Source organism: Spiroplasma endosymbiont of Amphimallon solstitiale, from assembly GCF_964030965.1.
Lineage (GTDB): Bacteria > Bacillota_I > Bacilli_A > Mycoplasmatales > VBWQ01 > Spiroplasma_E.
The window spans coordinates 1,650,906-1,677,363 of the sequence record NZ_OZ034999.1; the positions used below are offsets into that span (position 1 = coordinate 1,650,906).

Here is a 26,458-nt window from a genome sequence, read left to right on the forward strand (position 1 = left end):
TTATAGTAAAAATTGTATTAAAAATTAATCAAATCTTTTAGAAAGGTGGTGAGTATTATGTTAGGTAGATTTTTTAGAAAAGATAAAAGTAATATTAGTGATAATCAAAATGAAAAAGTAAAATTTTTAACTAATAAAAATAAAAGTACTCATGCTTCAATTTTAAATTATTTTGGTTTTAATGATTTTAATCATGAAACTTATTTTACTGATTTTGTAGCAGAAAATAATGCTAATTTATATAATGCTCCATTAGAAATAAATAATGAAACCATTAAACAATATTTAATTCAACAAGAATTTTATAGAAAAAATTGAAATTCTATTTTTAAATTAAGTAAATTAGGAATTAGTGGTTATTTAATTTATATTGCAAATGATGATCTATATTTTCAATTAGTAGATATACAACAAAGAATTTATGATATTACTGGTAAATTAATTCAATGTACTATTTTTTATGATAGTTATCAACAAAATGCACAAACTGTAAGATTATTTGAAATTTATACACTAAATAATGAACAAGTAACTATTAATCGTGCAATTTATAGTATTAGTGATAATAAAAAACAATTTCCATTAGATTTTAAATCATACATTAATAATCCTAATTTAGAACAAGAGCAAATATTAAATATTAATTATATTCCAATAGCAATTATGCGAAATAAAGCAAATGAATTAGCAGATTGTAATAAAGTAATGGATAAAATTAAAGCACTAGATGTTATTTATGAACAAATTGTTTTAGATACTATTTTAAACTCACCAAAATTTATATTTAGTCAAACTTATGGTAATGTTCAATCAACATTAGAAGAAGCAGTAAGAATATTGGTTACTAAAAATTATATTTTTAAAAGTGGTGGAGATAATAATGAACAAAATGAAAATATTAATATGACAAATAGTAATTTTAAAGGTAAGAATTTAACTGATATATACGATTGAAATGTTAATGAAATATTTAAACATTGTGGAATTCATATACCAAGTCAAAAGAAATCAGCACAACAATCAGTTCCCGAAAGTACAGCAGTAAATATTTCAACTATTAATTATATTGAACAAAAATTATGACAATTTAATATTGATATTCTTAAATTTATTCAAATATTAGTAAGCATAGATAAAGATTTATTAAATAGTAAAACATTTAACATTAATGATGAACAAAAAATTAATAATTTAACAGTTAAATTAAAATTATTTAATCCAGAAAATAACCAATTAATAGGAGAAAACAATGGAAAAGAACAACAAACCACAAACGAAGTTTCCACAGAAACAGAAGCAAACTAAACTTAATCAAGCAGAAGTAGAAAATGATTATTTAATTGATAATATTCCATATGATTTTACTAATCTTATGAGTAGCAAAGGTGACCCTGAGCTTAAAAGAGCATATGATGAATTTAAACTAAGAACTTTATATATTTATGAAATTGAGCGTTTATTTAAAAATAATGAAAATAATAGTTTAAGATTTTCAGCAAATACTATTAAAATAGGTTTTATTGATATTGATAAAGTATTAAAAACTACTGCTGCTGAAACATCAGACTTTACTATGCAATTAAATCAAAGAGCAAGTACTAACATTAATGATAATACAATTGAATATAGTATGACTGATATTAAAAATTTAATTTTTCAAGAAATAAATTTATTAAATCAATTTAAGTTATATGCAGTATCTATTAATGAACCATTAACTGAAAATAATATTGATAATTTATATATCATTAATAATTATTCACAACCTTATCAAAATCCAAAAACAAGAAGTACTAAAAGTATAACTATTATTAAAATTAAAGATTTTAAAACAAGAGATGGTTATCCAATTATTATTAAATTACAAAAACCATTAGATAAAGATACAAAAGTTATTGGTTTAAAAATTAAAGCTCCTAGAAGTATGATTTTTGGCAATATAAAGGTACTTGGTGAAGTTGACAATATGGAAGTATACCCAAAGTTATTTGTTAAAGATAAAATAGCATTTCCGCTATTATCAATGCCTATTGAAACTCAACCAAAAGTTAGAATATTACAACAATGATTTAGTGAACAAATATTACCTTGAAATTTAGCAAAACAATTTATAGGACAAGAAAAATCAGTTTTAGATTTAATTGCTATTGGTGGTGGCAGTGAACCTAGAAAAGAAGTTATTAATAATGCAAGAATAACGTTTACTAATATTGGTAAATATGACGGTGGAGACCCAATACCAAGTAATTTACCTGATTTTAAAATGAAAGAAAATATACCATATTTATTATATAATAGCCATAGTCCTAATCCACCTTATCCAAGTAGAAATATTGTAATTGAATTATCTAAAAATTTTAATGATATAGAAATTGAAATAAACGATAAACCACCAATTGATAGTTTACAAAAAGTATTATTAGACATGTTAACTTATACATATACTTATAATAGAAACTTTGATGGTGCATCATTAAATCCAACTCAGCCAAATCAATTAGATAAATTACGAGCAAAATTTGAAGGACAAAAACCAAGTGAAGTAATAACTAATTTGTTTAAACAATGAGAGTTAGATTATCCAAATTATATAAATTTACCACAAATACAAATTTTTAAGAAAATAGTTTTGATGATATCAAAAAATATTTATTCAATAATATCAATTAATAATGGTTTAAATGATGATTATAAATTATTATTACCATATTATTTTGAATTAAAATCAAATCCTATACATTATACACCCGATGTAGTTTGGGAATTTAAAGATGTAAAAGTAATATTAAAATCTGTATATTTTGATTTTACTGATGTTAATAACATTAAGCTAAAAAATAATGATATTAGTCAAAATCAATTATTTAAATTAGATGATAACCAATTTAACTGATTATCTATTACAAATGAACTTGAAAGTAATAATATTCCATCATTAATTCCAGCAGATTGAACATTAGGAAATGGAGAATATGGAAAGTATTTTACAAGAACAATTATTGAAAAAAACAAAATCGAAAACGCTTTAAATTTATATGGTTCTAATAAATCTCAACTATTTTCAAAACTAGAATTTTATAAAGAAATTTCACAAATTGATAATGATAACCAATTTGAATTACAAATTGAAAATCCGATTAATAACTTAAATCGGATTGAAATTAGTGGTATTTTTGGTGCTGGAAATTATGATTTAACTTTAATTACCAATAAGCAAAAAATAAATTTAAAAAATATTAATTTATTTGATAAATACAATGAAAATATTTCATATATTAATATTGAAATTTAGATTACTTATTAAAATATCCATCAGGATATATTCTATCTCATTTTATATCAGCAGAAATTAGCGGTTTATCAATATGAAAATATAAAACTATTTTATGATTATCACCGGTTTTATTTGCTCAAATAGTTGTACCATCCCCCCCAGTGAACTTGATAATTTCAATCAAGAAATGATTGATAACCATTAGTTTTATTTTGTGCTATTGAACCAATTATTAAACCAGTTACTCCACTTACTGCGCCAGTTAGTGCTAATGCTAATGTTATTTTACTTAAATTTGTTTTTATTCATGTTTTCATATTAAATTACTCCTTTTTTCCTTGATTTTACTTTAAAATTGTACTATTTTTGATTATTTTTACAAGTATACTTTTAAATAAAAAATAAGGCCTAAATTAAAGGCGTTTATTTCATGAGACCTATACTATTAATTATATTGAAATTGTTTATTATATAGCAAATGTGAAGATACTTTTTTTCACAGTAGCATTATTTTTACCCCTAATTACATTTTTATATGGATACAGTGCATAAAACAATGCATCATAAGGGTCTTGATGCATATTCTTGTCGAGGCTTTTTAGAAATCTGTGTATCTTTGTTTTACAAAGTACTAGTTCAGATTAATTCTGTCTTCAAATTTTATCATAAAATGAGCAATTGCTGTATTTCAATTTTGAATAGGCAATGTTCATTTTTTTGTTATATTTTCAATTGCTAAATAAAATATTTTAAAAACTGACATATCATTAGGAAAAGCTTTTTTGTTTCTAATAACTTTTCGTAATTGACTATTAACAGATTCAATAGCATTTGTTGTATAAATTACTCTTTTGATTTCTGCAGGATAACTAATAAAAATCATCAAATTTTCTCAATTTTTATATCAAGATTTAGCAATTTGGGGATATTGTTTATTTCATTTACTTTCAAATGATTCTAAAGCTTGCATTGCTTGTTCTTCACTACATGCACTATAAATTGGTTTTAAATCTGTAACTAGAGTTTTTCGATGTTTGTATGAAACATATTTTAAACTATTTCGAATTTGATGAACAATGCATAATTGATGTTCTGTTTTAGGATAAACTGCTTGTATTGCTTCTGACATGCCTGTTAAATTATCACTACAAGCAATCAAAATATCATTTAAGCCTCGATTTTTCATTTCTGTGAAATTAGCTAATCAAAATTTAGCACCTTCATTTTCACTAATTCATAAGCCTAAAACATCTTTTTTACCTTCTAAATCAACTCCTAATGCTATATAAACTGATTTATTAATAATCCGTTTATCTTGTCGAACTTTAACTACTATACAATCAAAATAAACAATCGGATAAACGCTTTCTAATGGTCGATTTTGTCATGCTTTGACATCATCAATAACATCATCAGTAATTTGACTAATAACACTTTCACTAATATCAGCACCATGATATAACTCTTGTAACTGCATTCTAATGTCAGATAGAGTCATACCTTTTGCATATAGTGAAAGCACTTGTTGATCAAAACCATCAAATCTTCGCTGTCTTTTTGCAACTATTACAGGAGTAAAATCACTATTGCGATCTCTTGGTACATCAATCTCAATTTTACCTTGTTGAGTTATTAATTTTTTTGAACTTGTACCATTACGAGCATTTTCAGTATTACTATGTTGATTTTTTTCATATCCTAAATAATTTTGCATTTCAGAATTCAACATTTTTTCAACTAAACGTTTTGTTAATTCTTTATATAAACCCCCTTCTTTAAAAACTGTTGTTAAATCTTCAGTATTTTCTAATAATAAATCTACTGCTTTTGATATTGGATCATTATTATTAATATTTTGTTTTTTAGCCATCTGTAACTCACTCTTTCTAGTCATTTAATTATATTTACTAGAATTAATTAAACATAGTTATTTTTGTAAGTTACACAGATTACTAAACATTGCCTTCTTGTCTGGAATATTAGTTTTTGTTTCATCATAACGTAATTCTTCTAAACATTGAGTTGTTTTTGGTAAATCATCTTTATTTGCATAAAAGTTTCCATAACTCATAATATTTCTCATTCAAACTACTCTATTAGTTAATCCGGCTTCTTGATTTAAATTTGAAGCATGTTTAATAGCAGTTTGTGTTATTAAAATAGTATTGTGTTCATCAATTAATTTTTGATTTAATCAATCCATTGCTGTTCTTGCTTTATCATCATAAAAATAAATTGCTTGTTCAAAATTTTCAAAATTATCCATTAATCCTAAAATTTCATTAACATAAGCATTAATTTTTTCATTTTCATTAATAAAATCATTTGGTGTAACAACTAATTCACAAATAATATAAGCATCATAATAACCAGTATTATTATATTCTTTAAAACCAACTATCATAAATACAGTATGGTCTTTATGTCCAGTTGCTCAATCAACACCAACTGAATAAAAATCAAATTTATACATATCTTTTTCTTGATTATAAAATTGTTTTAAATCATATGGTTGTCAATATTTTACTGTTTTTTGAAATGGAAAAATTGTTGCATCACTATCTAAAAATTCAAAACCATAAAAAACAGTATTAAATTCATCAGGATTACTTTTTTTCATTTCTAATAATGTTCTTTTTTGAATATCTGGTAATTTATTTCAAAATGGTTGAATAGTAAATCTTAAAACAAATAAACCTAAACCACTAAACATATCTTGATTTTCATAATAAATTTTGCCAATTTTTTTAAGATTTTCCATTACTTTATCATTTAATGGTAAAAATGGTGTACAGTATTTTAAATAAAATGGATGATATTTATCATAAGGATTGCATGTAAACGTAATGAAAAAACTTTTATAAAAATAACGAGTAATCAATTTTCCAAAAGTAGAACTATATATATTTTTATCAATAAAGGTTCAGCTTCATTCTTTAATAGGTTCTTTTGATATTTTAATACGATTACTTCTAAACATAGAATTTTGTAATCGTTCATATCGATATGTTAATTGCTTTTCTGTTAGTGTTTCTTTTTCTTCTGCCATAATAATTTCATCTGTTCTTGAACCTAAAAAACTTGACCCACCTGCTTCTTTTCCAAAAATCTTATTACCATTAGCATAACCAATAAAGTCAATTTGTTGATTATTAGGAAAAATAATACATCCACCATTCTTAGTTATTTTTCATTTAATACCATGTGGATTATTAGGTAATAAATTAATATTATATTCATCTAATAAAACTTGACAAACATTCATTAAAGCACCAATTGTAGTTTCACTATGAGTATTTTCATATCTTCTTACTTCTTGAACACTACTATCACTAAAATTACAACATATAAATAAATCAAATGCTAAGCAGTTTCAAGTTTTTCTTGTTCCACGTGCTGTTGGTATAAAACGATAAAAACAATTAGTAGTAAAATATTCTGCTCATTCATCACCAACAAATGCTTTAAAAATATCTCAACTAAAACCATAATTATTATCACTAAAATTAAGATTATATTTTTTATTCAGTTGTGCATAACTACTAATAAAAGCCATATTTTACTCCCTAATTTTTATAAACAATACAATTAAATTATTAACAAACAAAATTTTGAAAGGAACATTAAAAATGTTAAAACTACCATTCGCAAATCATTTTGATTGAGACAAACACTATTTTAATCAAGATGAATTAAATTTACAACAAACAGAAGAATTATTTAAAAAAATAGATGATTATTTATGAAATACATGTGATAAATCTGTATATAAATCATATAGATTTAGAAAAAGAAAATTAAAAACAAAAAAAGGTTTATTAACTTATAAACGACGTATTTGTATATATTATAACCCAAAAACACAAAAAAAGGAATTTGTTTCATTGCTAGATAATTATCTTGGTGTTAAAAAATATAGTAAACTTGCACCTAATGTTATTAAACAAATTTTAAAATATTTTGCTGATGGTAAAAAATATCGTGATGTTTGTGATACTTTTATTGAGGATTTAATAAGTACTAGTACAGTTTGTAGAACATATCAAAAATTTCAATTACCAAAAGCTAATATTCCTAAAATACCATTGCAACCAAATCAAACTTTATATATAAATATTGATGATGGACATAGAAAATTTAAGTTTAATGAAAAACATAATACTAAAAATTGTAAAAAATGTTCTATGAGATTACTAGTATTTTGTACTGGTAAAAAGAAAAATGGAAAATTAATTGATAAAAGAGCTGTATGTAAAATAAGAGTATCAAAAACAGAAATTGGTGCAGAAAAAACAGCTAAATTAATTCAAACATATGGTAATTTATATTTTGAAAACTTTGACCAAGCAAATTTAGTAGTTTGTGGAGATAGTGCAAAATGAATTAGAAAAACTGCTCAAATTTTAAATGCTAAATTTATTTTAGATAAATTTCATGCTTTTCATGTTTTATTTCTTGGAATAATGGCTGGAAGAAGAAAAAATAAAATTGCTAAATTGCACTATGAAAATGCAATAAATTTATTTGTCAAAGGTCAATATTATGAATTAATTGATTTTTTACAATCATTAACTTTACAATATAAAAAATTAAAAGTTGGTTATTTTATTAATGCAAAAGATGGTGTATTAAACCAAGCACTAGTTGAAAATATTGGTTGCTTTACTGAAACTAATATTAAACAAATTTTAAAGCATATGATTGGTGATAGAACATATAACATTGATATGTATACAAAAATGGTTAATTTTAAATGCTATCAAATAAATACAGCCATACAGTTATTATAAATTAAAATTAAAATTTTAAAAAAAATGAAAAATAAAATAAAACTTATTAAAGTTTTCTTTAATAAGAATTTTTGAGTTATAAAAGTAAGTATTATTGTTGACTAATATTTGTCAAGTGTTAAGATTAACATACAATTGCATATTGAAGTCTAAATTATTCTCGTCTAACTTTATAATTTTAAGACAAATTTGAATATTATTGACAACATCGATACGCTCCCTTTAATTTTTATATAAGTGTCCTTTTTAATTTTACAATTCAGGTTATATATTCTTATTAATTTTAAATTTAGATGAAAGTGAGAAAAATAATGCAAGACTTATTAGAATTTACTATGAGATTAATATTATTACCAATATGAATAATAATAGCAATAATATGAATAATAATTATGGTTTTTACTGGAAGAAATTGTTTAGAAGATGAAGATTTATTTAATTAAGGAGAAATTATTTAATGCAAAAACAAAAACAAGAAAAAGTATTATTAAAATGTATTGTTAAAGATTGTAATAGTAAAGTATTAGTTACTTTAAAAACTTTAAATATAGAAGATAGTGTAGTTCAATTTTTTAATATGTGTTATTTTCATAAAAAACAATTTAAAAATAAAATAAAAGAAATTAAAAATGAATATGAAACCTGAATTGTAAAATTAAAAAGGACACTTATATAAAAATTAAATTGTGTTAATTCTATAATTAAGAAAAGAAAGGAATTAGCACAATGTATAAGTATCTGACTATTGAATCAATAATAGCAATAAAAGAATATAAAAGTTATGGATTTTCGATTCGTAAAATAGCAAAAGCCATTGATTATAGTAAATCAACTGTACATAGAGTTTGTAGATTATTAAATCAAAACTTATTACCATTAGAAATATTGAATAAAATTCAAAAAAATAAACAAAATGCAGGTAGAAAATTAATAATTTTAACTTTAATAGAAATTAATACTATTAATCATTTGTTAATTACTAAAAATTATGCTCTTGATATAATTGCTAATTTTTTAAAGGAAAATAAAATAAAAAGTATTTCAACAAAAACTTTATATAACATGTTTAAAACAAATCGAATGGGTTTTGATGAAAATAACTTATTGAGAAAAGGAAAAAATAAACCTCACAAACAAAAAGAAACTAGGGGCAGAATTAATAATTGTAAGTCTATTCATGAAAGAAATTTAATCATTCCTAATATTAAAAATATAGAAGAATTTGGTCATTTAGAAGGTGATACTATCATTGGTAAAGATCATAAAAGTTCTATTATTACTTTAGCTGATATATGATCAAAAACCACAATTCCTTTAGCAACTAAAAATAATAAATCAGAAAATATTACAAAAAGTATAATAAAATTTATTTCAAAGTTACAAAAAGGAACAGTTAAAACTATTACTTTTGATCGTGGTAAAGAATTTAGTAAATGAAAATTAATCGAAAAAAATTGTAATGTTAAGATTTATTTTGCAGATCCTGGTAAACCTTGTCAAAGAGGTTTAAATGAAAATAATAATGGTATTTTAAGAAGATATTTACCAAAATCTACAGATCTATCTTCATATAAACAAAAAGATTTAAATACTATAGCATTTCAAATTAATTCTACACCCAGAAAATCACTATCTTATAAAAGACCAATAGATTTAATACAATTATTTTAAAAAACTGTCCCATTTATATTTACAATTCAGGAAATATAAAAAGTAATTTTAGTTATGAGGAGACAAAAAATGATAAATAATTTAAATTTTTTTAAAATTAAAAAAATAAATAAAATTTTAGATATTTATTTAAGCGGGCTTATCATTAAAATTGCCAATGATTATTTAGAATTATTAAAAAAAGAAAAAAAGAAAAATAATAATTCAGTTTTTGATTATTTAGATAAATCTGTCTATTTAGCAGATTTAGTTATTAAAAAAAATAGGATAATATGAATTGAAAAATATTTATCTCCTATGAATAATAGTATTAAAGAAAAAAATGATATTTTCTTAATAGAAAATAATAAATATAAAAAAATATATAATGAATTAAGTATTATTTTTAATATTATAAAAAGTAAAAAGTTACAAAAAGAATTGTTTTCATATTTATATGATGAATTTTTAGAATATAAAAAAATATTGAAAAAAGAAGAAGAAAAAATTACTGAAATTTTCAAAAAAAATATTAAAATAAATTATATTGAAGACATATTAAAAAAAGTAAATATAAATCAGAATTTATTATACTACTATAATTTTAAACAAAAAGTTACCAATTAAGGTAACTTTTTAATTAGGTGCTTACCTAATAATGAAATGAAATAAACTGACATCTGTAACTTACCTTTTCTAACCCCTTAGGTAAGTATTTTAATATTATACATTAATATTTAAGATTGTGGGGGAATATTATTTTCTTGTTTATCTAAATAATTATTTTTAACTATATATGCTATACAAAAAAACAAAATAGAAGTAAAAATAAATACAATACCAAAACCTAATATTATATAACCAAAATTGTTAGATAATTTTTGATAATCATTAATAGGATTTTTTACAATTATACATGCAGAAGAAATTATACAGCCTATTGTAAAAATCATATACATAGCACTAAATAATGATAATCAAAAAAAATTTTTTTGAGGCTTTTTAGAAATCTGTGTATCTTTGTTTTACAAAGTACTAGTTCAGATTAATTCTGTCTTCAAATTTTATCATAAAATGAGCAATTGCTGTATTTCAATTTTGAATAGGCAATGTTCATTTTTTTGTTATATTTTCAATTGCTAAATAAAATATTTTGAAAACTGACATATCATTAGGAAAAACTTTTTTATTTCTGATAACTTTTCTTAATTGACTATTAACAGATTCAATAGCATTTGTAGTATAAATTACTCTTTTGATTTCTACAGGATAACTAATAAAAACCATTAAATTTTCTCAATTTTTATATCAAGATTTAGCAATTTGAGGATATTGTTTATTTCATTTACTTTCAAATGATTCTAAAGCTTGCATTGCTTGTTCTTCACTACATGCAGTATAAATTGGCTTTAAATCTGTAACTAAAGTTTTTCGATGTTTGTATGAAACATATTTTAAACTATTTCGAATTTGATGAACAATGCATAATTGATGTTCTGTTTTAGGATAAACTGATTGTATTGCTTCTGACATGCCTGTTAAATTGTCACTACAAGCAATAAGAATATCATTTAAGCCTCGATTTTTCATTTCTGTCAAATTAGATAATCAAAATTTAGCACCTTCATTTTCACTAATTCATAAGCCTAAAACATCTTTTTTGCCTTCTAAATCAACTACTAATGCTATATAAACTGATTTGTTAATAATGCGTTTATCTTGTCTTACTTTAACTACTATACAATCAAAGTAAACAATCGGATAAACGCTTTCTAATGGTCGATTTTGTCATGTTTTGACATCATCAATAACATCATCAGTAATTTGACTAATAACACTTTCACTAATATCAGCACCATGATATAACTCTTGTAACTGCATTCTAATGTCAGATAGAGTCATACCTTTTGCATATAGTGAAAGCACTTGTTGATCAAAACCATCAAATCTTCGCTGTCTTTTTGCAACTATTACAGGAGTAAAATCACTATTGCGATCTCTTGGTACATCAATCTCAATTTTACCTTGTTGAGTTATTAATTTTTTTGAACTTGTACCATTACGAGCATTTTCAGTATTACTATGTTGATTTTTTTCATATCCTAAATAATTTTGCATTTCAGAATTCAACATTTTTTCAACTAAACGTTTTGTTAATTCTTTATATAAACCCCCTTCTTTAAAAACTGTTGTTAAATCTTCAGTATTTTCTAATAATAAATCTACTGCTTTTGATATTGGATCATTATTATTAATATTTTGTTTTTTAGCCATCTGTAACTCACTCTTTCTAGTCATTTAATTATATTTACTAGAATTAATTAAACATAGTTATTTTTGTAAGTTACACAGATTACTAAACATTGCCATTTTTTTTCATAATAAACATCCTTTTTTTATTTTTAATTATAACAAATTATCTTGCATTTAAAACTATTTTATTAAAATTTGCTTTAATAATATTTATATATCTCATAGCATAACCATTATCATGTACAGACCCTATTATTTGCCCTTTTGCTTCAATTTTAGATAATGCTGATAATAAATATATCTCTCAATTTAGATTATTATTATCTTGAATAAAAAAATTAATTGATGTTTTATTATTAAATAATAAATCAAATCCTTCCCTATTTCCGTTATCTTTTAATGTTATTTCATAATTATTAATTGAATAATTGCTATTTATTTTATAATATGTATAGGATTTACCAGTTAAGTTACCATCTCTTTTATCATAAAGTGCTGACCAATCTATATTTTGAGACCAACTATATTCTTTTTCTATTATGTTAGTTTTATATTTTTCAAATATTAAATCTTTTAATTCAATTGTTATACTTGTATTTTTAATTTCTTTTGCTGGATTAAAACTTTCTGTTGTAAAAAATTTAGTTTCTACTCATGTTCTGTCATGATATCCGGAAGCATTTTGAACTTCTTCTTTTGTTTCAATATCATAATCATAATATATAGTTATACTTTTATAATATCTTTTTAAATCATTAAAAGTATTAATTAATAATGTAGGGTCTAAATAATCTTTTAAATTAATATTTTTAGAAGAAATTATTGGTTGATTATTATTAAATCATTCTTCAGTATTTTTAACTCCTCCGCCCTCATAACGTTTTAAAATTGTTAAAGGTATATTATTTGCTGTCATATTAATTTTTAAATCTGTATTAATAACAATTGTTTTTGCTATATTTTGTGGACTTGGTGGTAATATTTTTGCTGGATAACTAAAAGTAGTTTCTTCAGTTTCTTCATATTCATCATGATTTAATTTATACAAAGTTGTTCAATTAAAAGCATTACCAGTTAAATAACCCATATTATTACTTTAATTTTGTAGAAAAGTAATGATACATGATAAAGTGTTATTTTTAGAGAATTTTTACACTAAATAATGTTACTTTTAACAAATTTTTAATTAAAAATAATATTTTAAGTGTAAATTGATGAATAATTTTTGGTCATCCATACTTTTCTACATAATTAAAATATTATTATATCTAAACTGAGCAACTGATATTTCATTATAATCACCTTGATAAGTAAAAGGATTATCACTATAAAATGTATGTCTTTCTTCACCTTGATGTAAACTTTGTGTAACAATTGTATCAATAATATAAGCATAATTTGAACCATCAATAACTCCATTACTTGTTGGATTTCATTGACAATCTTTATCTTCATTTGTAAAAGGACTTGCTATATCTAAAAACTCAGTATCTTCTGCTAAAATATAAACTTTATTATTTTTCTTTTGTGATAAATCAACTGTACTTATTTGTTCTTTAACTTCTAATTTTTTACCATTGGTAGGGTCTCATGGATAAACACTTACTCTATCACTTAATTTCATAGTCATAGCAGTTGTTGAAACATTTGCACCTAATAATTTACCAATAGTAAAATCATTATCATTTGTAAAAGCATTTAATGGAATTAAACCACCATTACCAATAATACTTTCTAAATTACTTGTAAAAAATGCTGACATAAAGCCATTAAAATATAACATTTTTTTATATTGTTGAGCATTTTGAGTAATAACTCAACTACTTCAAATACCTAATGTTAAAGCATTTAATAATTTACCAATTAAAGGAATATCACTTAATGCAAATGGTAATCATTGTTGACTATCATAAGGCATTTGAATTAAAGGACTAAATACAACTGAATTAAAATTTAATATTGCTGACATATATTTTTGACTTATTTTACTATAATCTACAGTTGGACTTCCTATAATTAAATGTGTATCTGGGTCTTTATATTTAAAATTACTACTCATATCAACATTATAATTACCAGTTAAATTATTTATATTTCATTCACTATCTCAAAAGAATTTTGCTTCTCCTACTGATGTACCATTACTTAATCTTGCTTTATCTTTATCAAATGCTAACATACCTTTAAAATCTTTTGTTACAAATAAATTATCTTGAAAATTTAATGAAGTTTTTAATCATTCTGTAAAATTTTTAAAATTAGTAAATCCAGTAGGTTGTGCATTCATAATATTATAAAATGTAGTTTCTGGATGACTACTTGTTGTTATTTTATCATTTATACCAGCAAGTAAACCACCATTATTTTTAATATTAGTTGTAGATTTTTCATTATTACCAGCAATAAATAATCTTCTTGAAGCAAATACTTTATTTTCAAATATTTCTTCATTATTTTGTTGTATAGGTTCTTGACCTTGAATTATTGGTCTTCCATAATAATAACAACTTGTTAATAATTCTAATCCATAACTTTGTCTATGACTATATCTTACTCCTATATCACGCATTAAAGTACGATTTAAAGTTACTTTTCCTTTTTCAATAGTAGGGAAAGCATAACCACTACCCGGGCTTGCATATTGTACAAAATCAAGTGTATTTTGACCACTTACAACTACTCTATCATTTAAACTACTAAAAGTTAATACTTGCATACTAAATGCACCATTATAAGGACTATAATAATTTGTTACATTTGAAATATATAATAATTGTCTATCTTGATTTTTACCACTATTACCACCAATATTTTCATTTTCATCATTAAATACAACAAAAAATTGTAAATAATCATCAATTGTAATATGTTCTTCAAACATTACTAAAGTATATTGTCTTTTTGTTTGTACTGTTTTAAATATTTGATTATTTGGTAAATTACTAAAATCAACACCACTTGTATCATCAATTAAATAAGCATTTCAATAATCACCAATTTTATATTGTTTTGTATAAAATTCATCTTGTCCACTACGTTTATGAGTTATAGGGTCAATTTTACCTTTATTTTTTTGATATATTTTTGTACTATTTTTTCAAATACATACAACTGGAGTAGTACCAGTTAATATTAATTCATATTGTCCAAAATCACTAATTTTACTATTAATTGGTTTATAACCAGTTTCAGTTAAAGGTATAGCACCATTATTAATAATAAATGGAAATATTTTTCAATAACTACATCTTGGGCGTATCAACTTAATGGTTAGATTTAATAAAAACTTAAATGAGAGATAAAACTCTCATTTTTAATTGTTAAACAATTATAATTAATTATTTTATTAAACCAGCACTTTATTAAAGTAATTAATTATTACATAACTAAATAAAAAATTATTTAGGCTATTGTGCTGGAATTAACCAATAGTAATTTTTGTCATGCTCTTTGAAAATTTCAGAAATTTTGGTTCCCTTCCCCTAGAACCCCTACCCTCCAAGGCTTTGCTACTTACAGTAGCATAAGCCTTACGTATAGTAAGTAGGTAAGTATTTAGTTAGTAGTATATAAGCCTTTTATCACTGTAGGTGATAAGGCTTATACGTAGAAGTAGAAAGGATTCATAATGATTAATGTTAATTTAGATATTAAAAATAAAGTTAGAGAAACAACTAAAGGTATGTTATTAGAAATTGGTGAATATGAAACATGATTTCCTATTAAAGATACTACTATTAATAAAAATAATAAAAAAATAACATTAAAAATAATTGAAGATTTTAATTATAAATTAGGTAAAAAATCAATTACAAAAGATATTGAAAGTATTAAAGGTAGTGATATTTTAAAATATATTAAAAATATTTCAGATATTACTACTACTGAAAATGATTTAATATCTTGTACATTTTATGAACAATATAATGGTTATTATATTTTTACAAATGATAAAAATCAAGAATGTTTTAAATATAACATTACATGAGAACAAGATATGAAAAGTTTTAAAATAAATAATCCATATAAAGATAATGATAAACCAATAAATTATATTGTTACACCAATGAAAGATATAAATACTAATAATGAAAAAATATTTTATTTAAAGTATTAAAGGAAATTAAATATGTTATTAAATGTTGAAAAAATAGAATTAATTAAAAAATTATGTAATGAAAAATTACTTAAAAATAAAAAATATATTGAAATACAAGAAATATTAAAAATTATAGAAAGGGATTAAAAATGGAAGAAAAAGAAAAGAAAGAATTAATAGAACAAAAAATCAAAATAGCAAAAGAACATCAAAAAAAGTGATTAAAAATAAAAATAATTATTACTTTAATTTCAACTTTAATTGGATTAATAATTTTATTAATTACTGTAAGTAAATATTCTTAATTAAAGGAGTAATATAAATGCTTAATTTAAAAGAAGATAAAAGAATATATAAAATATTTGGTTCATGTGATATATGTAATAAAAATTCATCATTTGCAAATAGAACTTGTAATAAATGTTTTTATAAATTAATAGGTGAAAAAAATGAAATGTAATATTCATAATGAAAAATATATTTGAATTAGTGAATTAGATAATAGTTATTATTGTAATAAATGTATTAATGAAATGATTGAAGAAGATATGTATTTAACAAGTGAGAATTGAGATTACTTATATGAATATTATATTAATGAATTACAATTAGAAAATTTTAAAGGAGTGTAAAAAATGAATCAATTAGAATTACAAAATGCAATGAAATTAATAGAAAAATTTGAAGAATTACAAGAAGAATTTAATAATAAATATGAAGATTTAGAAATTGAAATTGATAATGATGCTGATTTAAAAATTAGTTGTGATTATTTTAATTATAAAAATGTAAATCAATTAGAACAAGTAATTATTGATTATAAAAGAATTATTAAAAGTTAAAGGAGATGAATATAAATGGTAGCAGCAGCACTTAAAAAACATCAAGATAAATTATTAATTAAAAATTTAAAAATTCGTCTTAGAACCTGTTTAGAATCTTTTTAATAAAACTGAAATAAATGAAAGAACAACCATTTGTAAACTAGTATTTAGTTTTCTTTCACAATTTTTTCATAATCTTCTGTATTTTTCTAATCAAGCAAAGCTTCGTTCTACAATTCATCTTTTTGGTAATACTACAAAAGTATGTAATTCATTACGTTTTATCACTTCAACATTTGCATTTATGATTGTTTTGATTTCAGAAGCAAATTTTTCACCAGTATAACCAGCATCTACTATTATTTTTTGAACTGCAGAAAGATTTTCTTTTTCATTTTCAATCATTATTATAGCGCTATTACGATCTGTTTTTTCTGCTGTGGTTATGTAAATTGCATGTGGTAAACCTTGAGAATCAACAACAATATGACGTTTTATGCCTGAAATCTTTTTACCAGCATCATAACCTTTATTTTCAGTAGTATCTGTATTTTTAACACTTTGCGAATCAATTATACAAAAACTAGTTTGTTCTTTGCGATTATTATTGATACGAACTTTTTTAACTAATTTTTTTTAAAATTAATTGCAATACACTAGGTTCTTTACCATTATTTTTACTTCAAATTTGAAAATAATAATATACAGTTTGTCATTTTGGAAAATTTTTTGGTAGCATTCTTCATTGACAACCACTTTTTAATACATATAAAATTGCACAAAATACTTCATATAAATCTAAACTTCTTGGTTTTGTTTTCTTTTTGCTATTTTCTAAAATTGATTTTATGTTCTCAAATTGTTCTTTGGTGACATGACTTGGATAATTTTTATGCATATATACCTCTTATTTTAAAATATATAATCATTTTACATTATTTTCGAAAAGATTCTAAACAGGTTCTTACTAAAAATGACCATTATGAATTAAAAACATATTGTTATGAAAGAAATATAACTATGAATGATTTTGTAAGGGATTTAATTAAAAATGCAATTAAATAATCAAAAAAATAATTTAATTTTTAAAAAAGAAAAACATCAATATTTTATAAAAAATAAAGAATTAATATCAGTTAGTAAAATACTTGATTATTATTTAGGTAATTCATATTGTAAATGTAATAAATGTAAATATTGTTTTAATATCAATAATGCAAGAATTCGTGGTAATTGTGTTCATAAAGTAGCAGAATTATATTTTAAAAATATAAATATTAAAAATATAAGTAATCAAATTAAAAATATTATTAAAGATTTATTTTCACAAAATTATTTAAATTATTGTTATACATTATTAGATTATTTACCTACTAAATTTATTAATAATAATGAATATATTAGTGAAAAAATGTTTAATGCAGATATAGTTGCTGGAACACCAGATTTAATTTATAAAGAAAATAATTTAAATATAACCTGAATTGTAAATATAAATGGGACAGTTTTTTAAAATAATTGTATTAAATCTATTGGTCTTTTATAAGATAGTGATTTTCTGGGTGTAGAATTAATTTGAAATGCTATAGTATTTAAATCTTTTTGTTTATATGAAGATAGATCTGTAGATTTTGGTAAATATCTTCTTAAAATACCATTATTATTTTCATTTAAACCTCTTTGACAAGGTTTACCAGGATCTGCAAAATAAATCTTAACATTACAATTTTTTTCGATTAATTTTCATTTACTAAATTCTTTACCACGATCAAAAGTAATAGTTTTAACTGTTCCTTTTTGTAACTTTGAAATAAATTTTATTATACTTTTTGTAATATTTTCTGATTTATTATTTTTAGTTGCTAAAGGAATTGTGGTTTTTGATCATATATCAGCTAAAGTAATAATAGAACTTTTATGATCTTTACCAATGATAGTATCACCCTCTAAATGACCAAATTCTTCTATATTTTTAATATTAGGAATGATTAAATTTCTTTCATGAATAGACTTACAATTATTAATTCTGCCCCTAGTTTCTTTTTGTTTGTGAGGTTTATTTTTTCCTTTTCTCAATAAGTTATTTTCATCAAAACCCATTCGATTTGTTTTAAACATGTTATATAAAGTTTTTGTTGAAATACTTTTTATTTTATTTTCCTTTAAAAAATTAGCAATTATATCAAGAGCATAATTTTTAGTAATTAACAAATGATTAATAGTATTAATTTCTATTAAAGTTAAAATTATTAATTTTCTACCTGCATTTTGTTTATTTTTTTGAATTTTATTCAATATTTCTAATGGTAATAAGTTTTGATTTAATAATCTACAAACTCTATGTACAGTTGATTTACTATAATCAATGGCTTTTGCTATTTTACGAATCGAAAATCCATAACTTTTATATTCTTTTATTGCTATTATTGATTCAATAGTCAGATACTTATACATTGTGCTAATTCCTTTCTTTTCTTAATTATAGAATTAACACAATTTAATTTTTATATAAGTGTCCTTTTTAATTTTACAATTCAGGTAATAATAGATTTTAAAACTTATAAAGTTTTTACTAAAGAATTATTAGAAAAATCAAAATTACAAATAATAGCATATTATTGATTATTAAAAAATAATAATTATGAATTATCAAATATTCATTTTATATGTTGAGTTAAAGAAAATGAAATTGAATTAATAAAAGTTGAAATAACAAATAAATTATTACATGAGTGAAATATGGCAATAGCACTTTGAAAGGAAGATAAATATGGCAAATTTAATATTACCTAAAACAATTACACAAAATCAAATTAATGATTTTAAAAAATATTATGAAATTACTAAATTAAATGATAAAAAATTATCCACATTTAATCCACAATCATTATTAAATACATTAGCAACTATATTTGAATTAAATTTATCAAATAATCCAATTAAAAAAGAATTAGCATTAATACCTTATGGAAATGAATTACAAGTTCAAATACAAGAAGATGGATTTTTAACTTTATTACAAAGAAGTAATTGTGTTATTGATTTTCAAAGAGAAATTATTACAAATAAACATATTTATAATGATAAAACAAAACGTTGAGAAATTAATCCAGCAAAAATATTTGAACCAAAAGAAATTATTGGTTATTATGGAATGATTTGTATTAAAGATTATTTAGGGAAAAATATTACTTTTATTAAGGGTATGACTAAACAAGAATGTGAAGAACATAGAAAAAAATATAGTAAAGCAAATGGTAATAGTCCATGAAATACTAGTTTTGACGCTATGGCTTTAAAAACAGTTATTAAAGCAATTATTAGAGATATTAATAAAAATCCAAGTATTAAATTAGAAAATCAAAATTTAATTAATAAAGCATTACAAGTTGATCAATCAGCAATAATTGATGAAGAAATTGTTTATATTGATAATCCAAATACTAATAATGTACTTGAAAATAATACAAATTTTCAACAATTAGAAGAAAATATAAATAAATTAGATAATTTGGTATTTAAAAATGAATAAAGAAAAATTAAATAATTATTTAATAAATGAGATTAATAAATATTATAAATTACCAATAGAAGAAGCATTAAAAAATTATAATTTATCAGCACAACATACTTTAAAAATAATTTATGAAAAAATTAAAAATGGTGAATTTGATAATGACTAATTATTTACTTTCAATTGACCCAAGTATTAAAAATACTGGATTTACTTTATGAAAACCTGTTTGTAAACATAATAAATCTTGAAATGAAGAATGTAATGTTTTAATTGATAAAGAATGTTTACCAAATACTGCTATTCCGGTTTTAATTCTTAGTTATGATTTTAATAAATATCAACATTATGATTTTATAGAAAAAATTATTGAACAATTATCGATAAAAGCAAGTGAAGATGATAGTCATTATAAATGATCTAAATATAGATATTGAGTAGAAGACTTTGTTGTAGTTATAGAACGTGGATTTAATAATAAATTAAATGCTCGTAGTATAGAAAAATTGCAATCATTAAGAGGTCATATATTTAGTTTGTTATATCAATATTATATCCCAGAAAAACATGGAATATTGCCTAAACAATGACAAAATTGATATTTAAAAGAATATAAAGATGATTTAATAAAATTACTTAAAATTGAATTAAAAACTGATATGACTTATATTACTGTTAAATGAAGTAAAGAATTATCAATATTACTATGTAATTTTTTAATTAAACAAAATAACTGAAATATAACAATATCAAATCATGATGAAACAGATAGTTTATTAATTGGTTGATATTATTTAAATAAGGAGAATAAATAATGTTTATGAATTTTAAATTAAAAAAAATAACAAAAATTAATAAATTATTAGATGAAAGAGCTTCTTTTTTACATATGTATTTACTTTATAGTAATGAACAAATTAAAAAAGATATAACTATTATTTATTTAAATAATTACTTAAATAAATTAAATAAGGAGAATAAATAATGATATGTTATTACTGTAATAAAAAAGCAAGTATTAAATTAAATAATAGAAAATTAAAAGATAAAGATACTAAATTTGAAATGTATTTATGTAATAAATGTTGAAATAATAAAGATTTTGATTAATAGGAGAATAAATAATGCAAATAGCAATTTTAATTATATTTAGTTTAAATACAATATTAACTTTATTAACATTTATTTTATACTTATATATTCTTATTAATTTTAAATTTAGATGAAAGTGAGAAAAATAATGCAAGACTTATTAGAATTTACTATGAGATTAATATTATTGCCAATATGAATAATAATAGCAATAATATGAATAATAATTATGGTTTTTACTGGAAGAAATTGTTTAGAAGATGAAGATTTATTTAATTAAGGAGAAATTATTTAATGCAAAAACAAAAACAAGAAAAAGTATTATTAAAATGTATTGTTAAAGATTGTAATAGTAAAGTATTAGTTACTTTAAAAACTTTAAATATAGAAGATAGTGTAGTTCAATTTTTTAATATGTGTTATTTTCATAAAAAACAATTTAAAAATAAAATAAAAGAAATTAAAAATGAATATGAAAAGAAAAAATAAAAATTATATTCCTAAAAGTGAATATGGTTGTTGATATTGTGATTGAAAATTAAGATTAAAAGTATATAAAAATAAAAAACAAAAATTAAAAGAAAAGGAGTAAATAATGAATGAAATAACTAGACTTGAAATATTTAAAGAAAAATTAATAATTGAAAAACATAAAAATGGTAAACAATGTGCTTATTATATTAATGATAAAATTTTAAGTTATTATACAAAAGATTATTATAAAGGTACAACTCAAAAAATAGAATTTGATTTACAAGATAATAACAAAACTTTAAAAATATGAATTAAGGAGTAAATAATGGTTTGATGAGAAATATTAACTATAGTATCATTATCAGTTATATTGTTTTTAATGATAATTTCAGTACTAACAGATGTTATAACTAAAATTATTAATTATTGATAATATAACTAAATTATCTATATTTAATATAGAAAATATGATATAATTAAATAAGAGAAGTTAACCCGTTTCTAATTATTTATAACTTCTCTTTTTTATATTTTAATTTATAATATTAAATATAAGTAAAATATTATGAAACGGGTTATTAAAATGAAAGATTGAATTACAGCATTAATATCGTCTTTAATAGCAATATTAATTCCAATAATTGGATGAATTTTTAAAATAATTATTAAAAAAATAGAATTAAAAGCAAAAAAAGAAGAAAATAAAATAGAATGAGAAGAATTTAAAAATTGAGAAAGAGAAAAAATAAAATTAAATCATATAAATGCAAAAGAATTAATGGAATTAGAATTTTATATAAAATCAAGTTTATATGATGAACAAAAAATAAATATAAAGTATAATTTTAATAAAGATATAATTAAAGAATTTGAAAATATAAAAAGTAATTTTAGTTATGAGGAGACAAAAAATGATAAATAATTTAAATTTTTTTAAAATTAAAAAAATAAATAAAATTTTAGATATTTATTTAAGCGGGCTTATCATTAAAATTGCCAATGATTATTTAGAATTATTAAAAAAAGAAAAAAAGAAAAATAATAATTCAGTTTTTGATTATTTAGATAAATCTGTCTATTTAGCAGATTTAGTTATTAAAAAAAATAGGATAATATGAATTGAAAAATATTTATCTCCTATGAATAATAGTATTAAAGAAAAAAATGATATTTTCTTAATAGAAAATAATAAATATAAAAAAATATATAATGAATTAAGTATTATTTTTAATATTATAAAAAGTAAAAAGTTACAAAAAGAATTGTTTTCATATTTATATGATGAATTTTTAGAATATAAAAAAATATTGAAAAAAGAAGAAGAAAAAATTACTGAAATTTTCAAAAAAAATATTAAAATAAATTATATTGAAGACATATTAAAAAAAGTAAATATAAATCAGAATTTATTATACTACTATAATTTTAAACAAAAAGTTACCAATTAAGGTAACTTTTTAGGCAATGTTTAGTAATCTGTGTAACTTACAAAAATAACTATGTTTAATTAATTCTAGTAAATATAATTAAATGACTAGAAAGAGTGAGTTACAGATGGCTAAAAAACAAAATATTAATAATAATGATCCAATATCAAAAGCAGTAGATTTATTATTAGAAAATACTGAAGATTTAACAACAGTTTTTAAAGAAGGGGGTTTATATAAAGAATTAACAAAACGTTTAGTTGAAAAAATGTTGAATTCTGAAATGCAAAATTATTTAGGATATGAAAAAAATCAACATAGTAATACTGAAAATGCTCGTAATGGTACAAGTTCAAAAAAATTAATAACTCAACAAGGTAAAATTGAGATTGATGTACCAAGAGATCGCAATAGTGATTTTACTCCTGTAATAGTTGCAAAAAGACAGCGAAGATTTGATGGTTTTGATGGCAATGTTTAGTAATCTGTGTAACTTACAAAAATAACTATGTTTAATTAATTCTAGTAAATATAATTAAATGACTAGAAAGAGTGAGTTACAGATGGCTAAAAAACAAAATATTAATAATAATGATCCAATATCAAAAGCAGTAGATTTATTATTAGAAAATACTGAAGATTTAACAACAGTTTTTAAAGAAGGGGGTTTATATAAAGAATTAACAAAACGTTTAGTTGAAAAAATGTTGAATTCTGAAATGCAAAATTATTTAGGATATGAAAAAAATCAACATAGTAATACTGAAAATGCTCGTAATGGTACAAGTTCAAAAAAATTAATAACTCAACAAGGTAAAATTGAGATTGATGTACCAAGAGATCGCAATAGTGATTTTACTCCTGTAATAGTTGCAAAAAGACAGCGAAGATTTGATGGTTTTGATCAACAAGTGCTTTCACTATATGCAAAAGGTATGACTCTATCTGACATTAGAATGCAGTTACAAGAGTTATATCATGGTGCTGATATTAGTGAAAGTGTTATTAGTCAAATTACTGATGATGTTATTGATGATGTCAAAGCATGACAAAATCGACCATTAGAAAGCGTTTATCCGATTGTTTATTTTGATTGTATAGTAGTTAAAGTTCGACAAGATAAACGGATTATTAATAAATCAGTTTATATAGCATTAGGAGTTGATTTAGAAGGTAAAAAAGATGTTTTAGGCTTATGAATTAGTGAAAATGAAGGTGCTAAATTTTGATTAGCTAATTTCACAGAAATGAAAAATCGAGGCTTAAATGATATTTTGATTGCTTGTAGTGATAATTTAACAGGCATGTCAGAAGCAATACAAGCAGTTTATCCTAAAACAGAACATCAATTATGCATTGTTCATCAAATTCGAAATAGTTTAAAATATGTTTCATACAAACATCGAAAAACTCTAGTTACAGATTTAAAACCAATTTATAGTGCATGTAGTGAAGAACAAGCAATGCAAGCTTTAGAATCATTTGAAAGTAAATGAAATAAACAATATCCCCAAATTGCTAAATCTTGATATAAAAATTGAGAAAATTTGATGATTTTTATTAGTTATCCTGCAGAAATCAAAAGAGTAATTTATACAACAAATGCTATTGAATCTGTTAATAGTCAATTACGAAAAGTTATTAGAAACAAAAAAGCTTTTCCTAATGATATGTCAGTTTTTAAAATATTTTATTTAGCAATTGAAAATATAACAAAAAAATGAACATTGCCTATTCAAAATTGAAATACAGCAATTGCTCATTTTATGATAAAATTTGAAGACAGAATTAATCTGAACTAGTACTTTGTAAAACAAAGATACACAGATTTCTAAAAAGCCTCGTTTTGATCAACAAGTGCTTTCACTATATGCAAAAGGTATGACTCTATCTGACATTAGAATGCAGTTACAAGAGTTATATCATGGTGCTGATATTAGTGAAAGTGTTATTAGTCAAATTACTGATGATGTTATTGATGATGTCAAAGCATGACAAAATCGACCATTAGAAAGTATTTATCCTATTGTTTACTTTGATTGTATAGTAGTTAAAGTAAGACAAGATAAACGCATTATTAACAAATCAGTTTATATAGCATTAGTAGTTGATTTAGAAGGCAAAAAAGATGTTTTAGGCTTATGAATTAGTGAAAATGAAGGTGCTAAATTTTGATTATCTAATTTGACAGAAATGAAAAATCGAGGCTTAAATGATATTCTTATTGCTTGTAGTGACAATTTAACAGGCATGTCAGAAGCAATACAATCAGTTTATCCTAAAACAGAACATCAATTATGCATTGTTCATCAAATTCGAAATAGTTTAAAATATGTTTCATACAAACATCGAAAAACTTTAGTTACAGATTTAAAGCCAATTTATACTGCATGTAGTGAAGAACAAGCAATGCAAGCTTTAGAATCATTTGAAAGTAAATGAAATAAACAATATCCTCAAATTGCTAAATCTTGATATAAAAATTGAGAAAATTTAATGGTTTTTATTAGTTATCCTGTAGAAATCAAAAGAGTAATTTATACTACAAATGCTATTGAATCTGTTAATAGTCAATTAAGAAAAGTTATCAGAAATAAAAAAGTTTTTCCTAATGATATGTCAGTTTTCAAAATATTTTATTTAGCAATTGAAAATATAACAAAAAAATGAACATTGCCTATTCAAAATTGAAATACAGCAATTGCTCATTTTATGATAAAATTTGAAGACAGAATTAATCTAAACTAGTACTTTGTAAAACAAAGATACACAGATTTCTAAAAAGCCTCACTTTTTAATTAGGTGCTTACCTAATAATGAAATGAAATAAACTGATATCTGTAACTTACCTTTTCTAACCCCTTAGGTAAGTATTTTAATATTATACATTAATATTTAAGATTGTGGGGGAATATTATTTTAAAAAGAATGCAAAAAATAGAGAAGCAACTATTATTATTAAAATTATTGTTGCTGTTATCATAATAGTTGTTAAAAAAAACTTATTATTATAAATTTTATCAACAAATTTTTCTTTTTCTATTTCATGAGTTATAACATT

The 26,458-nt window shown here is 21.9% G+C and carries 33 protein-coding genes and 2 pseudogenes; 26 read left to right on the top strand and 9 right to left on the bottom strand.

The annotated features are described in order from the left end of the window. The first annotated feature begins 57 nt into the window (after positions 1 to 57). Both AAHH39_RS10395 and AAHH39_RS10400 read left to right on the top strand, forming a co-directional pair. Entirely contained in the window at positions 58 to 1,305 is a 1,248-nt protein-coding gene (locus AAHH39_RS10395; RefSeq protein ID WP_342218028.1) for a hypothetical protein, read from the top strand. Then, a complete protein-coding gene (locus AAHH39_RS10400; protein ID WP_342218029.1) occupies positions 1,250 to 3,292 on the top strand; it encodes a hypothetical protein in 2,043 nt (680 codons plus the stop codon). Before AAHH39_RS10395 ends, AAHH39_RS10400 begins: the two co-directional genes overlap by 56 nt. A 110-nt stretch (positions 3,293 to 3,402) precedes the next feature. Here AAHH39_RS10400 and AAHH39_RS10405 read toward each other — a convergent pair whose 3' ends face one another. From AAHH39_RS10405 to AAHH39_RS10415, 3 genes are all read right to left on the bottom strand, one after another. Then, positions 3,403 to 3,591, bottom strand: coding sequence for a hypothetical protein (locus AAHH39_RS10405; RefSeq protein ID WP_342218030.1), 189 nt, complete (start codon positions 3,589 to 3,591; stop codon positions 3,403 to 3,405). 314 nt (positions 3,592 to 3,905) lie between these two features. Further along, the gene (locus AAHH39_RS10410) at positions 3,906 to 5,144 is read right to left on the bottom strand and encodes an IS256 family transposase (protein WP_342219293.1); all 1,239 of its coding nucleotides are present in this window, start codon (positions 5,142 to 5,144) and stop codon (positions 3,906 to 3,908) included. Positions 5,145 to 5,201: 57 nt separating this feature from the next. Further along, positions 5,202 to 6,830 (bottom strand): hypothetical protein, encoded by a 1,629-nt coding sequence (locus AAHH39_RS10415; protein WP_342218031.1) that lies wholly within the window; start codon positions 6,828 to 6,830, stop codon positions 5,202 to 5,204. Between the two features lie 73 nt (positions 6,831 to 6,903). On the opposite strand from AAHH39_RS10415, the gene AAHH39_RS10420 reads away from it, so the two are divergent. The 5 genes from AAHH39_RS10420 to AAHH39_RS10440 all read left to right on the top strand — a co-directional run bounded on the left by AAHH39_RS10420 (position 6,904) and on the right by AAHH39_RS10440 (position 10,341). Beyond that, positions 6,904 to 8,064 (top strand): Mbov_0401 family ICE element transposase-like protein, encoded by a 1,161-nt coding sequence (locus AAHH39_RS10420; protein WP_342218032.1) that lies wholly within the window; start codon positions 6,904 to 6,906, stop codon positions 8,062 to 8,064. A 311-nt stretch (positions 8,065 to 8,375) separates the two neighbouring features. Beyond that, the gene (locus AAHH39_RS10425; RefSeq protein ID WP_342218033.1) at positions 8,376 to 8,507 is read left to right on the top strand and encodes a hypothetical protein; all 132 of its coding nucleotides are present in this window, start codon (positions 8,376 to 8,378) and stop codon (positions 8,505 to 8,507) included. A 14-nt stretch (positions 8,508 to 8,521) separates the two neighbouring features. Then, positions 8,522 to 8,740: a hypothetical protein gene (locus AAHH39_RS10430; protein ID WP_342218034.1), complete on the top strand. Its 219-nt coding sequence runs from the start codon at positions 8,522 to 8,524 to the stop codon at positions 8,738 to 8,740. 50 nt (positions 8,741 to 8,790) lie between these two features. Beyond that, on the top strand, positions 8,791 to 9,735 hold the full coding sequence (locus AAHH39_RS10435; protein ID WP_342217458.1) for an IS30 family transposase: 945 nt from the start codon (positions 8,791 to 8,793) through the stop codon (positions 9,733 to 9,735). A 69-nt stretch (positions 9,736 to 9,804) separates the two neighbouring features. Continuing rightward, on the top strand, positions 9,805 to 10,341 hold the full coding sequence (locus AAHH39_RS10440; RefSeq protein ID WP_342218035.1) for a hypothetical protein: 537 nt from the start codon (positions 9,805 to 9,807) through the stop codon (positions 10,339 to 10,341). Between the two features lie 110 nt (positions 10,342 to 10,451). Here the strand turns inward: AAHH39_RS10440 and AAHH39_RS10445 are convergent, their stop codons facing one another. The 4 genes from AAHH39_RS10445 to AAHH39_RS10460 form a co-directional block, all read right to left on the bottom strand. Next, on the bottom strand, positions 10,452 to 10,667 hold the full coding sequence (locus tag AAHH39_RS10445; RefSeq protein WP_342218036.1) for a hypothetical protein: 216 nt from the start codon (positions 10,665 to 10,667) through the stop codon (positions 10,452 to 10,454). An 82-nt stretch (positions 10,668 to 10,749) separates the two neighbouring features. Beyond that, complete coding sequence (locus AAHH39_RS10450; RefSeq protein ID WP_342219347.1) at positions 10,750 to 11,988, bottom strand: IS256 family transposase; 1,239 nt, start codon at positions 11,986 to 11,988, stop codon at positions 10,750 to 10,752. 142 nt (positions 11,989 to 12,130) lie between these two features. Further along, a complete protein-coding gene (locus AAHH39_RS10455; RefSeq protein WP_342218037.1) occupies positions 12,131 to 13,054 on the bottom strand; it encodes a hypothetical protein in 924 nt (307 codons plus the stop codon). Positions 13,055 to 13,210: 156 nt separating this feature from the next. After that, on the bottom strand, positions 13,211 to 15,229 hold the full coding sequence (locus tag AAHH39_RS10460) for a hypothetical protein (protein ID WP_342218038.1): 2,019 nt from the start codon (positions 15,227 to 15,229) through the stop codon (positions 13,211 to 13,213). Between the two features lie 366 nt (positions 15,230 to 15,595). Between AAHH39_RS10460 and AAHH39_RS10465 the strand changes: the two genes are divergently transcribed. The 5 genes from AAHH39_RS10465 (at position 15,596) to AAHH39_RS10485 (ending at position 16,908) form a co-directional block, all read left to right on the top strand. Further along, on the top strand, positions 15,596 to 16,084 hold the full coding sequence (locus AAHH39_RS10465) for a hypothetical protein (RefSeq protein ID WP_342218039.1): 489 nt from the start codon (positions 15,596 to 15,598) through the stop codon (positions 16,082 to 16,084). 131 nt (positions 16,085 to 16,215) lie between these two features. Next, a complete protein-coding gene (locus tag AAHH39_RS10470; protein ID WP_342217561.1) occupies positions 16,216 to 16,371 on the top strand; it encodes a hypothetical protein in 156 nt (51 codons plus the stop codon). 17 nt (positions 16,372 to 16,388) lie between these two features. Next, complete coding sequence (locus AAHH39_RS10475; RefSeq protein WP_342217560.1) at positions 16,389 to 16,526, top strand: hypothetical protein; 138 nt, start codon at positions 16,389 to 16,391, stop codon at positions 16,524 to 16,526. After that, positions 16,516 to 16,698 carry a hypothetical protein gene (locus tag AAHH39_RS10480; RefSeq protein ID WP_342217559.1) on the top strand — a complete coding sequence of 61 codons (183 nt, stop codon included), beginning with the start codon at positions 16,516 to 16,518 and terminating at the stop codon, positions 16,696 to 16,698. Before AAHH39_RS10475 ends, AAHH39_RS10480 begins: the two co-directional genes overlap by 11 nt. Before the next feature lie 3 nt (positions 16,699 to 16,701). Beyond that, entirely contained in the window at positions 16,702 to 16,908 is a 207-nt protein-coding gene (locus AAHH39_RS10485) for a hypothetical protein (protein WP_342218006.1), read from the top strand. 90 nt (positions 16,909 to 16,998) lie between these two features. Here the strand turns inward: AAHH39_RS10485 and AAHH39_RS10490 are convergent. Continuing rightward, positions 16,999 to 17,788 (bottom strand): IS5 family transposase gene (locus AAHH39_RS10490; RefSeq protein WP_425288900.1). Its coding sequence is split into 2 segments (ribosomal slippage): positions 16,999 to 17,526 and positions 17,528 to 17,788, totalling 789 coding nucleotides; the frame shifts between segments, so codons are not numbered across the junction. Positions 17,789 to 17,941: 153 nt separating this feature from the next. On the opposite strand from AAHH39_RS10490, the gene AAHH39_RS10495 reads away from it, so the two are divergent. Next, complete coding sequence (locus AAHH39_RS10495; RefSeq protein ID WP_342218040.1) at positions 17,942 to 18,403, top strand: hypothetical protein; 462 nt, start codon at positions 17,942 to 17,944, stop codon at positions 18,401 to 18,403. Here AAHH39_RS10495 and AAHH39_RS10500 read toward each other — a convergent pair. Beyond that, positions 18,400 to 19,344 (bottom strand): IS30 family transposase, encoded by a 945-nt coding sequence (locus tag AAHH39_RS10500; protein WP_342217458.1) that lies wholly within the window; start codon positions 19,342 to 19,344, stop codon positions 18,400 to 18,402. The two genes, AAHH39_RS10495 and AAHH39_RS10500, sit on opposite strands and share 4 nt — an antisense overlap. Positions 19,345 to 19,660: 316 nt before the next feature. Between AAHH39_RS10500 and AAHH39_RS10505 the strand changes: the two genes are divergently transcribed. The 13 genes and pseudogenes from AAHH39_RS10505 to AAHH39_RS10565 all read left to right on the top strand — a co-directional run. Further along, entirely contained in the window at positions 19,661 to 20,422 is a 762-nt protein-coding gene (locus AAHH39_RS10505) for a RecT family recombinase (protein WP_342218041.1), read from the top strand. Further along, positions 20,415 to 20,573 (top strand): hypothetical protein, encoded by a 159-nt coding sequence (locus AAHH39_RS10510; protein WP_342217554.1) that lies wholly within the window; start codon positions 20,415 to 20,417, stop codon positions 20,571 to 20,573. The genes AAHH39_RS10505 and AAHH39_RS10510 overlap by 8 nt, the downstream gene beginning before the upstream one ends. After that, positions 20,566 to 21,219, top strand: coding sequence for a hypothetical protein (locus AAHH39_RS10515; protein WP_342218042.1), 654 nt, complete (start codon positions 20,566 to 20,568; stop codon positions 21,217 to 21,219). The genes AAHH39_RS10510 and AAHH39_RS10515 overlap by 8 nt, the downstream gene beginning before the upstream one ends. Further along, on the top strand, positions 21,219 to 21,389 hold the full coding sequence (locus tag AAHH39_RS10520; RefSeq protein WP_342218011.1) for a hypothetical protein: 171 nt from the start codon (positions 21,219 to 21,221) through the stop codon (positions 21,387 to 21,389). The genes AAHH39_RS10515 and AAHH39_RS10520 overlap by 1 nt, the downstream gene beginning before the upstream one ends. Further along, the gene (locus AAHH39_RS10525) at positions 21,389 to 21,514 is read left to right on the top strand and encodes a hypothetical protein (protein WP_342218012.1); all 126 of its coding nucleotides are present in this window, start codon (positions 21,389 to 21,391) and stop codon (positions 21,512 to 21,514) included. Before AAHH39_RS10520 ends, AAHH39_RS10525 begins: the two co-directional genes overlap by 1 nt. A gap of 130 nt (positions 21,515 to 21,644) precedes the next feature. After that, on the top strand, positions 21,645 to 21,776 hold the full coding sequence (locus tag AAHH39_RS10530; RefSeq protein ID WP_342218033.1) for a hypothetical protein: 132 nt from the start codon (positions 21,645 to 21,647) through the stop codon (positions 21,774 to 21,776). A gap of 14 nt (positions 21,777 to 21,790) precedes the next feature. Then, positions 21,791 to 21,985, top strand: coding sequence for a hypothetical protein (locus tag AAHH39_RS10535; protein WP_342218043.1), 195 nt, complete (start codon positions 21,791 to 21,793; stop codon positions 21,983 to 21,985). Positions 21,986 to 22,091: 106 nt separating this feature from the next. Next, positions 22,092 to 22,292, top strand: a complete 201-nt coding sequence (locus tag AAHH39_RS10540; RefSeq protein WP_342218044.1) for a hypothetical protein — start codon at positions 22,092 to 22,094, stop codon at positions 22,290 to 22,292. Between the two features lie 261 nt (positions 22,293 to 22,553). Continuing rightward, entirely contained in the window at positions 22,554 to 22,892 is a 339-nt protein-coding gene (locus tag AAHH39_RS10545; RefSeq protein ID WP_342218045.1) for a hypothetical protein, read from the top strand. Then, positions 22,882 to 23,418 carry a hypothetical protein gene (locus tag AAHH39_RS10550; protein ID WP_342218035.1) on the top strand — a complete coding sequence of 179 codons (537 nt, stop codon included), beginning with the start codon at positions 22,882 to 22,884 and terminating at the stop codon, positions 23,416 to 23,418. The genes AAHH39_RS10545 and AAHH39_RS10550 overlap by 11 nt, the downstream gene beginning before the upstream one ends. 106 nt (positions 23,419 to 23,524) lie before the next feature. After that, positions 23,525 to 23,875, top strand: a pseudogene (locus AAHH39_RS10555) (transposase); the annotation flags it as partial. Between the two features lie 85 nt (positions 23,876 to 23,960). Next, on the top strand, positions 23,961 to 25,199 hold the full coding sequence (locus tag AAHH39_RS10560) for an IS256 family transposase (RefSeq protein WP_342219293.1): 1,239 nt from the start codon (positions 23,961 to 23,963) through the stop codon (positions 25,197 to 25,199). Between the two features lie 22 nt (positions 25,200 to 25,221). Beyond that, positions 25,222 to 26,145, top strand: a pseudogene (locus tag AAHH39_RS10565) (IS256 family transposase); the annotation flags it as partial. Between the last annotated feature and the right edge of the window lie 313 nt (positions 26,146 to 26,458).